The organism is Neomesorhizobium albiziae, assembly GCF_900114255.1.
Classification (GTDB): domain Bacteria; phylum Pseudomonadota; class Alphaproteobacteria; order Rhizobiales; family Rhizobiaceae; genus Neomesorhizobium; species Neomesorhizobium albiziae.
Window position 1 is genome coordinate 1 of the sequence record NZ_FOSL01000020.1, and the last position, 15,228, is coordinate 15,228.

Below are 15,228 nucleotides of genomic sequence, written 5' to 3' on the forward strand. Positions count from 1 at the left end.
CTCGGCCTGCCGGTCCGCTTCGAGATCGGTCCCGGCCAGCAGAACGACATGGCGCCGGCTTGCGGCCTCGTCACCGGGCTTGCCTCCGGCAAAGTCATCGCCGACCGCGCCTATGACGCCAACAGCCTCCACGACACCATCCTCGACGAAGGCGGCCAGCCCGTCATCCCGCCACGCCGCCATCGCAAATACCAGCACAGCTACGACAAGATCGCCTACCGGCAGCGCTGGGGGATCGAGGGATTCTTCGCCAAACTCAAGCAGTGGCGCCGCATCGCAACCCGCTACGACAAACTCGCCGCCACATTCCTCGGCTTCGTAAAGCTCGTCAGCATCATGCTCTGGCTCAAATAACTAAATCGTCACTACAACCTAGAGCATTTTGCAGCCAAATGGAATCATTTGGCGTCCGCATAAATGCGGCAAAAGAAATAGTTAGAGCGAGTTACCGGTTCTGAAAGAACCGGAACTGCTCTAAGCACTTTTCCTGGAAATGCTCCGGCCGCTGTCAGATTACGCGGTCGTGTTCGTCGGCGCAGAGTTCGTGGTGGGCCAGTGCGCGGATGACATAGCAGTCGCTGACGGTTGACCCGCCGCAATGCGTGGCGATGCGTTCGAGTTCGGCTTCCAGCTTGCGCAGGCTGGCGATCTTTTCGCGCACCGAGGCCAGGTGCGCGGCGGCGATCCTGTCGGCATTCTGGCAAGGCCGTTCGGGATGCCCGCTGAGATCGAGCAACTCGCGGATCGCATCGATCGTCAGGCCGAGATCGCGCCCGTGCTTGATGAACATCAGCCGCTCGAGATCGGATTTCTCATAGCGCCGCTGATTGCCTTGCGAGCGTTCGGGCGCGCCGATAAGCCCCATCTGCTCGTAATAACGGATCGTCGGCACCTTGACCCGCGAACGGCGCGACATGTCGCCAATCGAAATCATCCAAAAACCTCTTGAACCTCTAGTCTCTAGAGATAGTAGGTTGCCGGCCAATCAAGATCAAGGGAGCCACAATCGGGGAACCGGGACTCGCCGTGAGAGCGAGAGCGCCGGCCGCTGGTCAAGGAGCGGAGAAGGTTCATCATGCCGCTTCCCCCTTCTGGACGGGAAACCGGGCGGCGAAGACTTCTTTGGCCGCAAACAGTCCGTTGAGCGCCGCGGGAAAGCCGGCATAAACCGCCATCTGCATGATGATTTCGGTGATTTCGTCCTTGGTCAGCCCGACATTCAGCCCGCCTCGATATGGACTTTCAGTTGCGGGATCGCGGTCCCCATCGCCGTCAGCGCCGCGATGGTCGCGATCTCGCGGGCTCGCAGATCGAGGCCAGGGCGGCTGTAGATGTCGCCAAACGAGAACTCGAACACGTAGTTTGCAAAGTCGGGGGCGATGTCAGCCAGAGCTGCAATGACATTGTGGCCGGCTTCGCCGTCGATTTCAGCGAGCGCCCGCTTGCCGCGTTCCAGCCGGCTTTCGCCGGCGTTCGGGGATTGGTGCGTCATAGTCCTTCATCCTCTGTTCCTTGCCGGCATATCCGGCAATCTTGGTGTCGAGGACGAGAAGGCAGGCTTGCAGTTTGGCCACGTGTGCACGGACACGCTCACGGTGCTGTTCGAGCAACGCGCCGCGCTCCGCTTCCGTGTCGACGCCGCGCTCCCGCAAGGCCGCGTAACGCAGCATTTCCCGAATAGGCATCCCGGTCGTTTTGAGACGATCGAGAAATTCTATCCAGATCAGGATTGATGCGTCGTAGTCACGTTGGCCCGATTGGTCCCTGTCGGCATAGGGAAACAGCCCGATCCGCTCATAGTAACGGATGGTGTGGGCAGACAGTCCCGAACGCTTCGCCAGTTCGCCAATCTTCATCAACGCCCTTCTTTCGTCACGACGCACAGGAAGCTACGGGTTAGAGTGCACTCTAAGTCAAGAGGCGATTGTCACTTTGTCGAAAGAACCGGAACTGCCACCGCGGCGCGGGCGGCGCCCTCGCTCATCCCGTGCTCGACCAGTATTTGCCCGGCCAGCTCGCGGGCGAGATAGACGATCCGGTCGCCTGCCAGCGCCGCAATGCGCTCGGTAAGCTGCACCATCGTGGAGAGCGCGGCCACCTGGCGCCTGTCCAGCGGATGCCCGGCGGCGGCGCGCCTCAGTACCATGTTGGTCTGCCGGGTCAGCATGCCACCGATGCGCGCCCGCCACGTCTGCGCACTTTCATCGGGCAGCGGTTTCATCGCGGCCAGCGCGCCCTCGTCGGTCTCGCCCATTGGCGAACCCTCATCCTGCGTTTCTTCCGGCGCCTCCTCGTCCGGCAACGCGCCGGCAGCGGCCTGCGCGGCGAGTTCGATCATGGTGTTGTGGGCGGCGCGTACCTGCGGACAGCGAAAGTCAAGCGTACGCCAGCCTTCCGCTCCGGCGCGCCGCACAGCGTTGTCTGATAGATGCCGCCGGCGGCGGCAGCCCGCCCATGCGTCGGCGCCATCCCCTCCGCCAAGCCGCGCATCGCCTCCCATTGCTCGTCGCTCAGGGCTTCGGGCATCGTCGATCTCCAAAATTTTGGGAAACAAAATCGCCGAGGGCGCGAAAGCGCACGCTACCGACGATAACCTTAGCAGGGAAGCGTTTGCGGTGTAAAGGACTATTTTCCTATCACACCCGCCGGCAAGCGGCTCCTACCCCTTCTTCACCGCGGCCTGTGCCGCTGCCAGCCTTGCGATCGGCACGCGATAGGGCGAGCAGGAGACGTAATCGAGCCCGACTTCTTCGCAGAAGCGGATCGAAGCGGGATCGCCGCCGTGCTCGCCGCAGATGCCGAGCTTGATCTGCGGGCGCGCCGCCCTGCCCTTTTCGGATGCCATGCGGACCAGTTCGCCGACACCGTCGACGTCCAGCGACACGAACGGATCCTGCTCGATGATGCCCTTCTGGCGATACGTCTCCAGAAACGACGCCGCATCGTCGCGCGAAATGCCGAAGGTCGTCTGGGTCAGGTCGTTGGTGCCGAAGGAGAAGAATTCGGCCGTCTTGGCGATCACCTGCGCCCGGATCGCCGCGCGCGGCAGTTCGATCATGGTGCCGACGAGATAGTCGATCGTGGTCCCGGACTCCTGCATGACGCTTTTGGCCACCTGGTCGATGCGACTCTTCACATAATCGAGCTCTTCCACCAGCCCGACCAGCGGCACCATCACCTCCGGCACTACCGGGGCGCCGGTCTTCTTCGCCGCCTCGACGGCCGCCTCGAAGATCGCCCGCGCCTGCATCTCGGCGATTTCGGGATAGGAGACCGCCAGCCGGCAGCCGCGATGGCCGAGCATCGGATTGAACTCGTGCAGGGCTTCGGTGCGCTGCCGCAGTTTTTCGGCCGAGACGCTCATCGAACCGGCGACCTCTGCGATTTCCGCTTCCGTCTTGGGCAGGAATTCGTGCAGGGGCGGATCGAGCAGGCGGATGGTCACCGGCAGGCCGGCCATGATCTCGAACAGTTCGAGGAAGTCCGAGCGCTGCATCGGCAACAGCTTTTCGAGCGCGGTGCGCCTATCCTTTTCGGTGTCGGCCAGGATCATCTCGCGCATGGCCACGATCCGGTCGTCGTCAAAGAACATGTGCTCGGTACGGCAAAGGCCGATGCCCTCGGCGCCGAAGGAACGCGCCATGCGCGCATCGGCCGGCGTCTCGGCATTGGTGCGCACCGCCATGCGGCGGATTTTGTCGGCCCATTGCATGATCGCGGCGAAATCGCCGGAAAGTTCCGGCTGCAGCATCGGAACCGTGCCTTTCAGCACCTGGCCGTTGCTGCCGTCGATGGTGATGACATCGCCCTTCTTCAGCGTCACGCCCATCGCCATCAGGGTGCCGTTCCTGTAGTCGACGCGCAGCGACCCGGCGCCGGAAACGCAGGGCTTGCCCATGCCGCGGGCAACCACGGCCGCATGGCTGGTCATGCCACCGCGCGTCGTCAGAATGCCTTCTGACGCATGCATGCCGTGGATGTCTTCCGGGCTGGTTTCGATACGCACCAGGATCGCCTTGCGCCCTTGCGTCTTCAGATCCTCGGCGTCGTCGGAAGAAAACACGATTTCGCCGGTGGCAGCGCCCGGAGACGCCGGCAGGCCCGTGCCGATTACATGACGCTCCGCCTTCGGATCGATGGTCGGATGCAGCAGCTGGTCGAGCGAGGCCGGATCTATGCGGGTGATCGCCTCCTCGCTGCTGATCAGCTTCTCAGCGGCCATCTCCACGGCGATCTTCAGCGCTGCCTTGGCGGTGCGCTTGCCCGAGCGGGTCTGCAGCATCCAGAGCTTGCCGCGCTCGATGGTGAATTCCAGATCCTGCATATCCCGATAGTGCTTCTCCAGCCGATCCGAGATATCGACGAAGGCGGCGAAGGCTTCGGGCATCAGCTTCTGCAGCGACGGCTTGTCGGAGCCGGCCGCGATGCGGGCCGCCTCGGTGATGTTCTGCGGCGTGCGGATGCCGGCAACGACGTCCTCACCCTGGGCGTTCACCAGAAACTCGCCATAGAGCTTCCTTTCGCCCGTCGACGGATTGCGGGTGAAGGCAACGCCCGTGGCCGATGTGTCGCCCATGTTGCCGAACACCATCGCCTGCACGTTGACCGCAGTACCCCAGCTCTCGGGGATATCGTGCAGCTTGCGGTAGGTGATCGCGCGATGGTTCATCCAGCTGGAAAAGACCGCGCCGATCGCGCCCCAGAGCTGCTCCTGCGGCTCCTGCGGAAACGGTTTGCCCAACTCCTCCTCGACCTTGGCCTTGTAGAGCGCGATCACCTCCTGCCATTCGGCAGCAGTGAGTTCGGTGTCGAGTTCGTGGCCGAGACGAGCCTTTTCGTCCTCGAGGATTTCCTCGAACACCTCGTGGTCGAGCCCCATGACGACGTCCGAATACATGTGGATGAAGCGCCGGTAGCTGTCATAGGCAAAGCGCGCGTCGCCCGAATCCTTGGCCAGCGCTTCCACCGTCACGTCGTTGAGGCCGAGATTGAGCACAGTATCCATCATGCCCGGCATCGAAGCGCGGGCGCCGGAGCGCACGGACACCAGGAGCAGCTTTTGCGGATCGCCGAAACGCCGCCCGGTCAGCTTGCCGACCTGGTCGAGTGCAGCACCTACATCGGCCTTGAGTGTGCCCGGATACGCCTTGTCGTTGGCATAGTACCAGTTGCAGGCTTCGGTGGTGATGGTGAACCCGGGCGGCACAGGCAGCCCCAGGCTGCACATCTCGGCGAGGTTTGCGCCCTTGCCGCCAAGCAGATTGCGATCGCCGGCGCGGCCTTCCGCCGCGCCATCACCGAATGTGTAGACCCACTTCGTCATGCATGCTCCTCACGACCGCAAGCTGGATTTTCAGCACCGGCGAAAGCCGGACGCGCGAGCGATAGGGTGATGCGCCGCGAAACGCAACCCGGCAAAACCGTCAATTCCGCTTCGAATCGATTAGAGCATTTTTGCAGACTGGTGGAATCACCGGGCGGCGCACAAATGTGGCCGAAATAAATCGGTGGAGCGGAATGTTGGTTCAAGCCGAATGCATTCCGCTGGAGGAAGCCGACCGATTCCGGACTTGCCAGCCATCGGCAAAAGGATTAGAACATAAAGTGAACAAATAGGTGCGTTATGAAACAGACCGGAAAGCTCGATTATCTGGAAATGCCGGCCACGGGCGGCACGCTCGACAGCGTCAAGGCGTTCTACAGCGCCGCCTTCTCATGGTCGTTCACCGACTACGGCCCGACCTATTCAGCCTATGACGAGGGCCTCGAAGGCGGTTTTTACTCCGACACCGCGGACGCGCTGGCAAAACCGTTGCCGGTTCTCTACTCGGAAAACCTGGAGGACACGCTTGCGGCGGTGGAAGATGCCGGCGGCAAGATCGTCAGGCCGATCTTTTCGTTCCCCGGCGGCCGCCGCTTCCATTTCACCGATCCAGCCGGAAATGAGCTGGCAGTGTGGGGGCAGTGACATCATTAGATGCCCGACCGCGGGAATTTTGACGGATTGCTTTGAATTGAGCGCCCTTCTGTTCGCATTTGTCTGCCTTGAAGGCGATTGTGCTTTTCGCCAGCTCTCAATATAAGACGGGCCGTTCCGACTCGGCCTGTCGGTTATTGGGGCGTCGCCAAGCGGTAAGGCATCGGTTTTTGGTACCGACATTCCCAGGTTCGAATCCTGGCGCCCCAGCCATCTCTCGCGACGCCATCGCTCGACCAACAGCGAAACCCATAGCTTGCGCGGCGGGAACACTCGAACAAGCGACCGCGTCTTACGAAAGTTGGTTTTGTCGCCTGATCGGCAAACGCTACCCGGAACCCGAATCCCGACTGCGTCGGATCAGCAGTACACCCGCCCCTCCGCCATTCTCTGGAATGAATTCCACACCTGCGACCTCAAGAGCACGCTGCAACGCTTCGATCGTTACTTTATTGGCTCTTAGTGTGCCCGAAAGCGGTTCCAGACGTTTGATGGTAGCAATCGACACCTTGGACTTTTCTGCCAGCGTTTTTGATCCCATTGTAGGAGGGCGCGAGCAGCTGGCTGGCATGGAGGGAAGGCGCCGAAGCAAATATCGGATGTGGACGGAGGCCTTCAAGAGCGTTCGTGCCGTCAAAATAGCCAAGGTCTCGACAGTCGTGTCGACAGAACACCTGCGGCTCTCCCTTTGCCCAACGTCAATCCCAGAATTCAGCGATACTGTCCGGTTCTTCATCGCCTTTTAGCACTATTGTCTCTCTCCGCAGACGCTCGGTTCTATGCGATTGTGGCAATTTGGTTGAGCAACGTCGCCACGACATGATCCTGTTCATCGCGAGGCAGGTCAGGATAGTGTGGAAGGCTGAGAGTCTGCTCACCCCATAACATCGCGTGCGGGCATTCAGATCCGGCTTGCGGGTAGCGGTCACGATAGTACGTGAGGCCAGGTAATGCCCGATAGTTGACTGTCACGCCGATGCCTGCCTCATTCAAGACGGTAATCGCTTCGTCGCGCCGACCACTTGGTATACCAATCACATATAAATGGCTGGCTGTGTTGCAACCCACGACGTTGCCGAGCATCCGGAAGGGACTGCCTGCGAGCGCTTCATCGTAACGGCCCGCAACCGCCTGTCTTCGCCGAAGGCTATCATCAACTGATCGGATCTGAGCAGGAAGCAGTGCCGCCAGGAGGTCGGGAAGGTTAGCCTTGATCCCAAGCCGCTTCATATCCCAGTGATTGTAGCGACCTCCCGCAAAACGATTGACCGCTGTCGCTGTCATTCCATGGAGGCGGGTTTCAAGGATGCGACCGTGGAGGTCGGGGTCACGAAGAATGATCGCTCCGCCTTCACCGCACGTTACGTTTTTGGTCGCGTAGAACGAAAAACAGGCAGCGTCTGCGTATCGGCCTGGCCGTTCGCCGTTGAGTGTACCTTCAAAGCAGTGAGCGCAGTCTTCGAGAATGAAAATTTGTTGGTTCCGGCCCGCGCGGGCCTGAACGGCTCGGCGTAGCGCCGCGACATCGACCATCTGACCGTAAAGATGCACGGGAATCACAGCCTTCGTGCGAGGCGTTACCGCGGCCGCAGCCGCTTCGGGTGTCAGGAGGAGTGTGTTTGGATGCACGTCGACAAGCACCGTCTTCGCTCCTACCATTTCGACGACGTTGGCAGTGGCAATGAATGTCATCGCCGGAACAATAACTTCGTCGCCAGGTCCGATACCCAGAGCCATCAGCGTTGCCGTCGCGCCACTGGTCCAACTGTTCACGAGGATGGCGTGAGGCACATCAAAATACTCGCAAAGCTCGGCCTCAACGCGGTGGGCGACTTTGCCAGTTGTGAGGAACGGCGAATCGAGAACATCGGCAACCGCGTTGGCATCGGCGCGCGAAAGTCCGTGGCGATAGAAATCTACTTTCATACGATAGCTGCACCTTTCAGGCAAAGCGCGTGAAGTCGAGGCTTTCCACGATATGCGGTAGCTCTTCGGAGAAGTTTCGCTTGGGAGACCACCCGAGGGCCCTTAAAGCCGTATCATCGAGGCTGTAACGGATGTCCTGCCCGGACCGGTCGACGGTCTGCTCCCAGGCCCTTTCCTCGGGCACATTCAGGATACCTGCAATAGCTCTCAATACGTCGATATTGCAAAGCTCGATGCCACCACCAACGTTGTAGATTCTGTTGGCCTCGCCGCTATGAATTAGGGTTAGCAAAGCATCAACCGTGTCGTCGGCGTGGAGCCACGATCGAACATAGCTGCCATCGCCGTGCATAACGGCCTTCAGGCCTCGGCGCATGCGCCACGCGCTCTTTGGAATCAGTTTCTCAGGATATTGGTGCGCACCATAGTTGTTGGTAGGGCGCACTATCATCCAGTTAAGTCCATACGTGCGCCCCCAGCTCTTTACCAGCATGTCCGCCGCGGCTTTGGTCGCGGAATAAGGATTCGATGGAACGAGACGATCGGCTTCCGAGTGCTTGCCGTTCGCGATATCCCCGTAAACCTCATCTGTACTCATATGAACAAAGAGCGGGCGCTCGTTGACGTGTTTGTGCCTGACAAGTTCAAGCAGATTCTGCGTCCCTAAGATATTCGTCTCGCAGAACCGGCGATTGGATGTTATCGCGTTGTCCACATGACTCTCAGCAGCCATGTGAACAAGTACGTCGCACTCGGGCAGGAAATCAAGCTTCGCGATATCCACTTCGTGGAAGCGATAGTTGGGGTAGGCTTCAAACTCCTGATGGACCCTGAGATCAGCGGCATAGCTGACCTTGTCGAAGTTTCTGACGAAACACCCCATATCAAGGCAACGCCGCACGAAGTGCTTGCCAATAAAACCCAAGCCCCCAGTGATAGAGACGATTTCGAACGTCCGCATGAACCTACCCATCAGAAGAATCTGTGTTTGCGCTTCATAAGGCGCTACCCTGCACCGAGCAAGCAACACGGTTGGGCCCAATTCAAGCAGTCTCACCTTCCTGTTGATAATTCCGAGAATTCCTATTCAACTGCGTCGAGGCGCTTACACTCGACCCACCTATACTCTTTTGTCCCATTGTGAACTCCAGCTAGGCAGGCGGAGCGAAAAACGAGGTTGAGCAAAATGCGGATTTCGGTCGTAACGCCACTCTACAGAAGCGCTCCATACCTTGAGGAACTGTACCAGCGAACGGTTGCCGCCATTGAGGCAACTGGAGCCGGCGAACATGAGATCATATTCGTCAACGATTGCGGACCAGACAATAGCCTTGAGGTCGCGAAGGAAATTGCCGCGCGAGACCCTTCTGTGATCGTTGTCGATCTCTCGCGCAATTTCGGCCAGCACAGAGCAATTCTGATTGGTCTTGAGCATTCCAGCGGTGATCTGACCTTCGTGATGGACAGTGACCTCGAGGAGGAGCCGGAGTGGATCACACTGTTTTATGAGGCGATGACCACACGCGGAGTCGATGTCGTGTATGGCGTTTTGGACACAAAGAAGGGAGGATCCGTTTACCGTATGGCGCGGCGAATCTTTTACACAGTGCTGAATTCCCTTTCTGACTTCGGCTTTCCTGAAAATGTGGTGACGGCCCGTTTGATGTCGCGCAGGTACATCGATGCTCTTCAACAATTTGGCGAGAGAGAAGTCTACCTCGCAGGCATCTGGCATGTAGCCGGGTTTGCGCAGTTGCCTGTGAGGGTAAAGAAATTGGACACAAGCACCACAACTTACACGCTTACACGCGCTGCCGGGCTTTTCATCAACGCAGTCACGGCATTTTCGACCAGGCCGCTGATCTCGATAGCGGTCGCGGGCATCTGCCTTTCGGCCGTGGCATTCGCGTACACGTTATGGATCACGCTACGAAGAATGTTTTGGGGAGTTGCAGTTGAAGGGTGGACTTCAACGATGGCAGCAACGCTGATCATCGGTGGGCTCACGCTCTTCTTCAATGGAATTATGGCAATTTACATTGCCAAGATATTTATCGAAGTAAAGCAGCGACCGCGCGTAATAGTCCGCGAAGTCCATAGAGCCCCGAGCAAAAAGGCGCAACGCCGCCCTCAGTGACACCGCGAAGTCGCAAAGTTATATGGGGTTTCTTAAAAGTCTCGCGCGCCGGGTCTCGAGGTATCCCGCTGCGTCCGCGGCAGGCTGATTGTCCAAATCCAATAGTTGTCGATCGGCAGGAGACAGGCGACCCGAATCTTCAACCATGCTCTTTAGATAAATCTGCTGCTTGATGAAGGGCAACGTATAGACGTGATTGATTGCACGCCGATCGCAAAGGGTGACATTTCGTCCTCCGCAATGGAAGGTCATGCAGTCGAGAACGATGAAGCACCCGGCCCGCGCAAGCGCAACAGTCTCGAGTCCATGAACCGCGCTATCCGATGGAAACGCCTCTTGTTTATGGGAGCCAGGCACGACTCTTGTGGCTCCATTCTCGACGGTGAAGGCGTCGACGCAATAGAGCGCGTTGATTGCCAGCGGCCTCGAGGTTGTGAAGTGTTGATAGGGGAGATCTCGGTGATAGTATGCTTGGTTGTACCGATCGGATACCGCGGGATTGATGACGCCATTTTGCTGATTGAGAATAAATGTATTGCCAAGGAGCCGTTCGCAGAGCGAAATGATAGTCGGCGTTTTGGCAAGCTCCAAAAACATGTGGTCGTAAGCTAGCATTCCCCGAATCGTGTTGTGCTCGTCGATGCTGCGCAGAGCATCACGGCCGCCATGGCTGGTGAAGTAAGTTTGGGCGACTGTATCGAAGCACTTTGCGATGTGCGCCTTGTAATCATCAGAGAAACCGGGATCGACAATCGAGAAACCAACCAGTCGCAGCTCTTCACACGCGACATCGATGCGGTCCACAGTGGCGGTTTGCTCCTTTACGCCGTAGCGCGGCACTGACGAACGTTCAACCATTGCCATTGTTCGGATAGACTCCCTTATCGATCCACTATGTCATGCCAAGTCGTAACAGCGAAACGCTTGTTGTCAAAATAGGGTGACAACCTTGTTTGAGTTCGAGGATGCGTGGCCAGCAGAAGAGCGGCGCCGCCACCGACGTCTGTACTTGAAATAGCTTCTACAGGAATGCCAAGCCGCCGCGCTCCTGCGGGATCGTCGACTAGCAGGATTTTGATCCGCGACCAGGTGGTGGGCGCGTAAGCGCGTAGCAAAGTAGCCGTTTCCCCTGCCCCGAAGGCATAAACAGTCGAATGGCAAACGAGCCGCCCTAGCAATATTTCGTCGAGATTCCGCCAAGCGGTAAGATAGCGGATGCGCGCTCGAGTCAAATCATTTAGTTCGTTCGAGGTCGGTATGCTTGGCCTGACGCTATCGCGAAGCGGAGAGTGGGGGGAAGATAGCGGCATCAAGGTGGCGCATTGGAAATCTCCGCCTGTTGACTGTGCAAGTTCTGTGTTTGCGATCACTCTAAGGTTCGCTTTGGCTGCAAGAATCGCAAACGCTCTGCTTGTAAAGGTATGGACATGGTCGACAAATAGAAGCTCAAGATTCGGAATGGCCGAAGGAAATATGAGAATTGCTATTCCTTCAGGTTTTAATAGATGCGAAATCTTGTTTAAGAATTGGCACGGATCGGCGGCGTGCTCGATAACATTGATTGCAAATATAAGATCGAAGGAGCCGGGAGGAGCCGAAAAGTCTTCCAAATAACGATTGAGAATCGTAATCCCTGGTTGGGGGACGCCCACAGTTAGGCTCGATGCTGCCTCTAGCCCAGTGAAACCGGACCGAGGCCAAATTTTAGAGAGTTCTTTTAGCACAAAGCCAGCGCCACAGCCAATCTCGAGCACATCGCGAGGTTGTAGGCTACCTGCTTCGCGCTTTACTAGCGACGCGTAGCTCCCGCCCCTGCGTACGTCGAACCCGCTGTTGTAAAGCCCAAGGTCGTAGTCTGTTGAATAGAAGGTTCGCACCTTGTCCTTCGAAAGCGATTCCGAATGGCTAGTTGCCCCACAAACGCAGCACGACGATTTACGCAGCGCCCACGGGAAAATTGATCCGTCGCTCACAACTGAACGGGAAGGATGTGGCACGGGCAGTTCCACGACATCAACTGAATCGCAAATTGTACACTTCATAGGGCATCCACTTCGCTAAAGCTGTTAGATTCTGGACCGAAGGCTAGTAATGGCATATCGGACTAGCGAATACCTACATGACAGGCCAAGCGCTCGGTGGTTGCGAAGAGAGAGGAAAGCAGATGCCCGATGGGTCCTATTACCGAATCGTGAGGCACTACGAGGATTGCTTGGCACGACATAACGAGGGGGCGGCAGCGGTCGACTGGAGTTCGGACGAAAGCGCACGCATCCGCTATGATGTTATGTTGGGGCTCGTCCGCCAGAAGGATCGAGCCACTACACTTCTTGATTTCGGATGCGGGCTCGGCGCGCTCAAAGACCACATCGATGAGCGTGGATTTCGTTCGATCCTTTACGCTGGGCTCGATCTTTCACCTAAGTTTGCTGAGGCCGCCCGTGCGCGGCACCCCGACGTCCGGATCTATTGCCACGACGTGCTTGAGGACGACAGCGATCTGCCTCAATTTGACTACGTCGTCATGAACGGCATCTTCACACGACGGCATGACCTTACGACTGCGGAGATGCAAACCTATTTTGAGAAACTTGCGACGCGCGTTTTTTCGTTTGCCCGCATAGGCATTGCGTTCAATGTCATGTCGAGCTGCGTCGACTGGGAGAGCGAATCCCTATTTCATCCTTCGCACGGCGAGCTCTCGCGCTTCATATGCAAAAGCCTTTCGCGCCATTTTGTGCTGCGCAACGACTACGGGCTCTTCGAAACGACGTGCTATGTCTATCGGCATCTCGAGGAGACTTAAGATGACGAGTGACATGAAGACGCGTCCGATCGTTGTTTTTGGCGCCGGCGAGTTAGCCGAGGTCGCTAATTTTTATTTCAACGAGGCCGATCGCGAAGTAGCCGCTTTTACCGTAGATGGCGAAAGGCTAATTGAGCCTCATTTCTGTGGCAGGCCTGTTGTGGCGATGGAGGAAGTCGCAGCCGCTTTTCCGCCTACGTCGCATGATTTCTTTGTCGCCGTAGGCTATTCGCGGATCAACGGCCTTCGGCAATCGAAATGCGAGGCAGCGTTCGGGCTCGGATATTCGCTCACGAGCTACGTCTCGAGGCGAGCGTCCGTCTTCTCGAACGTCGCGATCGGCTGGAACGCGTTTATCCTCGAAGATAACACGGTGCAGCCGTTCGCCAAGATCGGGAACGGCGTGACGCTCTGGAGCGGCAACCACATTGGACACCACTCGACAATTGGAGACTTCGTATTCATCAGTTCCCACGTTGTCATTTCGGGTGGCGTGAAGGTCGGCGAGCGTTCGTTCATCGGCGTGAACTCCACCACCAATGATCACATCAGCATCGGCGAACGATGTATCGTCGGATCAGGTTGCCTTATTTCCCAGAACTTGAAGGACGAGAGCGTTATGTCGTCGGAGCCAGCAAAACTATCCCGCGTGCCGAGCAGCCGGCTTAGGGGCTTCTAGGCCATGCACGCGGTCCGCTTGGGACATGTCTTCTCGGCGGAGCAGGGTCCGAGCTGGATGAGAAGCCATGCAACTTATGCTGCGCCGGTATCACTAGATAAGAGCCGAGCGCGTGTTTTCATTGTTACGCGGGACGACGAAAATCGCGGCTTAGTCGGCTGGGTGGACGTCGCGCTGGATGATCCACGGCGCATTCTCGCGGTTTCCGACCGCCCGTGTCTGATGCCGGGAGCACTTGGTGCCTTTGACGACCGAGGCATCTCGATCGGGTCTGCCAATCGTATCGGCTCGGAACTTTGGCTCTACTACATGGGCTGGAACACAGCGGTCGATGTTCCCTTTCGCAACGCCATTGGGCTAGCGATCTCGAAAGACGGCCGGGGTGAGAGTTTCGAGCGCATTTTCCAGGGACCGCTTCTCGATCGCAGTCGTTTCGATCCCTTTACCATCAGCTATCCATTCGTTATTCCCGGCGCTGGGCGAAAGAACTGGATCATGTACTACGGATCGAGCCGGAGCGGGAGCAATCGCGGGGAGACAATGGACCACGTCATTACATCGGCCACCTCGGTTGACGGAATAGACTGGAGGCCAACGGGGCTTGAGGAGATCGGTCTCGAGGAGGGCGAATACGGACTGTCGAGGCCTTGGGTTTTCTGCATCTCTGGACGCACGTTCATGCTTTACTCAATTCGGTGCGAGAACTACACAATTGGCCTCGCCGAGCAAAGGGAGAGCGGCCGCCGCTGGTTGCGACTTTCGAGCAATCTTCTCACCGGCTCGGCTGAGGCGTGGGAAAGTGAGGCGACCTGCTACCCAGCGGTGCTTGCCTGGGGGGATCGCTTGTACCTTTTCTATAGCGGTAACGGTTATGGGCGCACCGGCTTTGGCGTCGCCGTGCTAAAGACCGACAGGAACCGGCCCTTGCGGATACCCGCCTCATGAACGTTGCGCCACGAAAGATGCTGGTCATCCTTCAGTCGAACTACATTCCATGGAAGGGCTACTTCGACCTCCTCGCGGCGGCCGACGAGTTCTTTATCTTCGACGAGGTTCAGTTCACGCGCCGCGACTGGCGCAACCGGAACAAGCTGATCGTCGCAGGGCAGCCGCGATGGCTAACGATTCCGGTGCAGACGAAAGGCAGATACGATGCACCGATCGATGAGATCGAAGTGATGGGCTCGAGATGGGCGCGAGAACATTGGCAGACGATCAGCCTCAACTATCGGCGAGCACCATTTTTTGAGGAGATCGCGCCGAGACTGGAGGCAGCCTATCACAACGCTGAGAACCTAACGCTTCTAACGGAGATCAATGAGCTTTTCTTGAAAGAGCTAGCGCTGATTCTCGGCATCCGGACGCCTCTCGTTCGCGACAGAAGCGTTCCGCGTACAACCAATGATCCGACCGCGCGCTTGGTCGAGATCTGTGTCTCGCGAGGAGCGACCGATTATCTCTCTGGCCCGGCAGCCAAGTCTTACATTGATCGCGCCCAGTTCGATGCTGCGCGCATTCGCCTCCACTATGCGAATTACACCGGATATCCTGTGTATGACCAAGGCTCGCCAGCATTTGAGCACGGAGTAAGCATGATCGACACCTTGATGCAGTGCGGAACCGCAGCTAGAGGACATCTGAAGAGCATTAGGGAGGACTCAAGCCTTTTGCAGCCCGAATGACGTGACTGGTTGGTGACAATA

15 protein-coding genes, 1 tRNA gene and 1 pseudogene are annotated in these 15,228 nt (G+C 57.9%); 8 read left to right on the forward strand and 9 right to left on the reverse strand.

Annotation, left to right across the window (positions count from 1 at the left end; genetic code table 11):
- The coding region (locus F3H98_RS23330) for an IS5 family transposase (RefSeq protein ID WP_149762740.1) at positions 1 to 354 on the forward strand (354 nt) is incomplete at its 5' end.
- A 154-nt stretch (positions 355 to 508) separates the two neighbouring features.
- Here F3H98_RS23330 and F3H98_RS23335 read toward each other — a convergent pair.
- The 5 genes and pseudogenes from F3H98_RS23335 to ppdK form a co-directional block, all read right to left on the reverse strand.
- Positions 509 to 934, reverse strand: a complete 426-nt coding sequence (locus tag F3H98_RS23335; protein WP_149762741.1) for a MerR family transcriptional regulator — start codon at positions 932 to 934, stop codon at positions 509 to 511.
- A 139-nt stretch (positions 935 to 1,073) separates the two neighbouring features.
- Positions 1,074 to 1,492 (reverse strand): annotated as a pseudogene (locus F3H98_RS23340) (carboxymuconolactone decarboxylase family protein).
- The gene (locus F3H98_RS23345) at positions 1,428 to 1,856 is read right to left on the reverse strand and encodes a MerR family transcriptional regulator (protein ID WP_149762742.1); all 429 of its coding nucleotides are present in this window, start codon (positions 1,854 to 1,856) and stop codon (positions 1,428 to 1,430) included. Before F3H98_RS23345 ends, F3H98_RS23340 begins: the two are co-directional and overlap by 65 nt.
- A 71-nt stretch (positions 1,857 to 1,927) precedes the next feature.
- The gene (locus F3H98_RS23350; protein WP_149762743.1) at positions 1,928 to 2,500 is read right to left on the reverse strand and encodes a hypothetical protein; all 573 of its coding nucleotides are present in this window, start codon (positions 2,498 to 2,500) and stop codon (positions 1,928 to 1,930) included.
- Positions 2,501 to 2,659: 159 nt separating this feature from the next.
- On the reverse strand, positions 2,660 to 5,323 hold the full coding sequence (gene ppdK, locus F3H98_RS23355; RefSeq protein WP_149762744.1) for a pyruvate, phosphate dikinase: 2,664 nt from the start codon (positions 5,321 to 5,323) through the stop codon (positions 2,660 to 2,662).
- 300 nt (positions 5,324 to 5,623) lie between these two features.
- Between ppdK and F3H98_RS23360 the strand changes: the two genes are divergently transcribed.
- A complete protein-coding gene (locus tag F3H98_RS23360; protein ID WP_149762745.1) occupies positions 5,624 to 5,968 on the forward strand; it encodes a VOC family protein in 345 nt (114 codons plus the stop codon).
- Between the two features lie 147 nt (positions 5,969 to 6,115).
- Positions 6,116 to 6,190 (forward strand) — tRNA-Gln (locus F3H98_RS23365).
- 564 nt (positions 6,191 to 6,754) lie between these two features.
- On the opposite strand, the gene F3H98_RS23375 is transcribed toward F3H98_RS23365, so the two are convergent.
- Positions 6,755 to 7,903, reverse strand: coding sequence for a DegT/DnrJ/EryC1/StrS family aminotransferase (locus F3H98_RS23375; protein WP_149762747.1), 1,149 nt, complete (start codon positions 7,901 to 7,903; stop codon positions 6,755 to 6,757).
- 16 nt (positions 7,904 to 7,919) lie between these two features.
- A complete protein-coding gene (locus tag F3H98_RS23380; RefSeq protein ID WP_188130531.1) occupies positions 7,920 to 8,864 on the reverse strand; it encodes a dTDP-glucose 4,6-dehydratase in 945 nt (314 codons plus the stop codon).
- Between the two features lie 225 nt (positions 8,865 to 9,089).
- On the opposite strand from F3H98_RS23380, the gene F3H98_RS23385 reads away from it, so the two are divergent.
- Positions 9,090 to 10,040, forward strand: coding sequence for a glycosyltransferase family 2 protein (locus F3H98_RS23385; RefSeq protein WP_149762749.1), 951 nt, complete (start codon positions 9,090 to 9,092; stop codon positions 10,038 to 10,040).
- An 18-nt stretch (positions 10,041 to 10,058) separates the two neighbouring features.
- Here the strand turns inward: F3H98_RS23385 and F3H98_RS23390 are convergent, their stop codons facing one another.
- Both F3H98_RS23390 and F3H98_RS23395 read right to left on the reverse strand, forming a co-directional pair.
- Entirely contained in the window at positions 10,059 to 10,904 is an 846-nt protein-coding gene (locus tag F3H98_RS23390; RefSeq protein ID WP_149762750.1) for a phytanoyl-CoA dioxygenase family protein, read from the reverse strand.
- A gap of 17 nt (positions 10,905 to 10,921) precedes the next feature.
- The gene (locus F3H98_RS23395) at positions 10,922 to 12,082 is read right to left on the reverse strand and encodes a class I SAM-dependent methyltransferase (RefSeq protein WP_149762751.1); all 1,161 of its coding nucleotides are present in this window, start codon (positions 12,080 to 12,082) and stop codon (positions 10,922 to 10,924) included.
- Positions 12,083 to 12,159: 77 nt separating this feature from the next.
- Between F3H98_RS23395 and F3H98_RS23400 the strand changes: the two genes are divergently transcribed.
- The 4 genes from F3H98_RS23400 to F3H98_RS23415 are packed head-to-tail and all read left to right on the forward strand — an operon-like array spanning position 12,160 to position 15,207.
- Positions 12,160 to 12,846, forward strand: coding sequence for a class I SAM-dependent methyltransferase (locus tag F3H98_RS23400; protein ID WP_149762752.1), 687 nt, complete (start codon positions 12,160 to 12,162; stop codon positions 12,844 to 12,846).
- A 1-nt stretch (position 12,847) separates the two neighbouring features.
- Positions 12,848 to 13,525 (forward strand): acetyltransferase, encoded by a 678-nt coding sequence (locus tag F3H98_RS23405; RefSeq protein WP_244621855.1) that lies wholly within the window; start codon positions 12,848 to 12,850, stop codon positions 13,523 to 13,525.
- Positions 13,526 to 13,528: 3 nt separating this feature from the next.
- On the forward strand, positions 13,529 to 14,470 hold the full coding sequence (locus F3H98_RS23410; protein ID WP_149762753.1) for a hypothetical protein: 942 nt from the start codon (positions 13,529 to 13,531) through the stop codon (positions 14,468 to 14,470).
- Positions 14,467 to 15,207, forward strand: coding sequence for a WbqC family protein (locus F3H98_RS23415; RefSeq protein ID WP_149762754.1), 741 nt, complete (start codon positions 14,467 to 14,469; stop codon positions 15,205 to 15,207). The genes F3H98_RS23410 and F3H98_RS23415 overlap by 4 nt, the downstream gene beginning before the upstream one ends.
- The last annotated feature ends 21 nt before the right edge of the window (positions 15,208 to 15,228 follow it).

Bases quoted from the DNA above. Each gene is read 5' to 3' on its own strand.
- F3H98_RS23335 (WP_149762741.1), bottom strand. From the start codon at position 934: ATGATTTCGATTGGCGACATGTCGCGCCGTTCGCGGGTCAAGGTGCCG.
- F3H98_RS23345 (WP_149762742.1), bottom strand. From the start codon at position 1,856: ATGAAGATTGGCGAACTGGCGAAGCGTTCGGGACTGTCTGCCCACACC.
- F3H98_RS23350 (WP_149762743.1), bottom strand. From the start codon at position 2,500: ATGGGAGGCGATGCGCGGCTTGGCGGAGGGGATGGCGCCGACGCATGG.
- ppdK (WP_149762744.1), bottom strand. From the start codon at position 5,323: ATGACGAAGTGGGTCTACACATTCGGTGATGGCGCGGCGGAAGGCCGC.
- F3H98_RS23360 (WP_149762745.1), top strand. From the start codon at position 5,624: ATGAAACAGACCGGAAAGCTCGATTATCTGGAAATGCCGGCCACGGGC.
- F3H98_RS23375 (WP_149762747.1), bottom strand. From the start codon at position 7,903: ATGAAAGTAGATTTCTATCGCCACGGACTTTCGCGCGCCGATGCCAAC.
- F3H98_RS23380 (WP_188130531.1), bottom strand. From the start codon at position 8,864: ATGCGGACGTTCGAAATCGTCTCTATCACTGGGGGCTTGGGTTTTATT.
- F3H98_RS23385 (WP_149762749.1), top strand. From the start codon at position 9,090: ATGCGGATTTCGGTCGTAACGCCACTCTACAGAAGCGCTCCATACCTT.
- F3H98_RS23390 (WP_149762750.1), bottom strand. From the start codon at position 10,904: ATGGCAATGGTTGAACGTTCGTCAGTGCCGCGCTACGGCGTAAAGGAG.
- F3H98_RS23395 (WP_149762751.1), bottom strand. From the start codon at position 12,082: ATGAAGTGTACAATTTGCGATTCAGTTGATGTCGTGGAACTGCCCGTG.
- F3H98_RS23400 (WP_149762752.1), top strand. From the start codon at position 12,160: ATGACAGGCCAAGCGCTCGGTGGTTGCGAAGAGAGAGGAAAGCAGATG.
- F3H98_RS23405 (WP_244621855.1), top strand. From the start codon at position 12,848: ATGACGAGTGACATGAAGACGCGTCCGATCGTTGTTTTTGGCGCCGGC.
- F3H98_RS23410 (WP_149762753.1), top strand. From the start codon at position 13,529: ATGCACGCGGTCCGCTTGGGACATGTCTTCTCGGCGGAGCAGGGTCCG.
- F3H98_RS23415 (WP_149762754.1), top strand. From the start codon at position 14,467: ATGAACGTTGCGCCACGAAAGATGCTGGTCATCCTTCAGTCGAACTAC.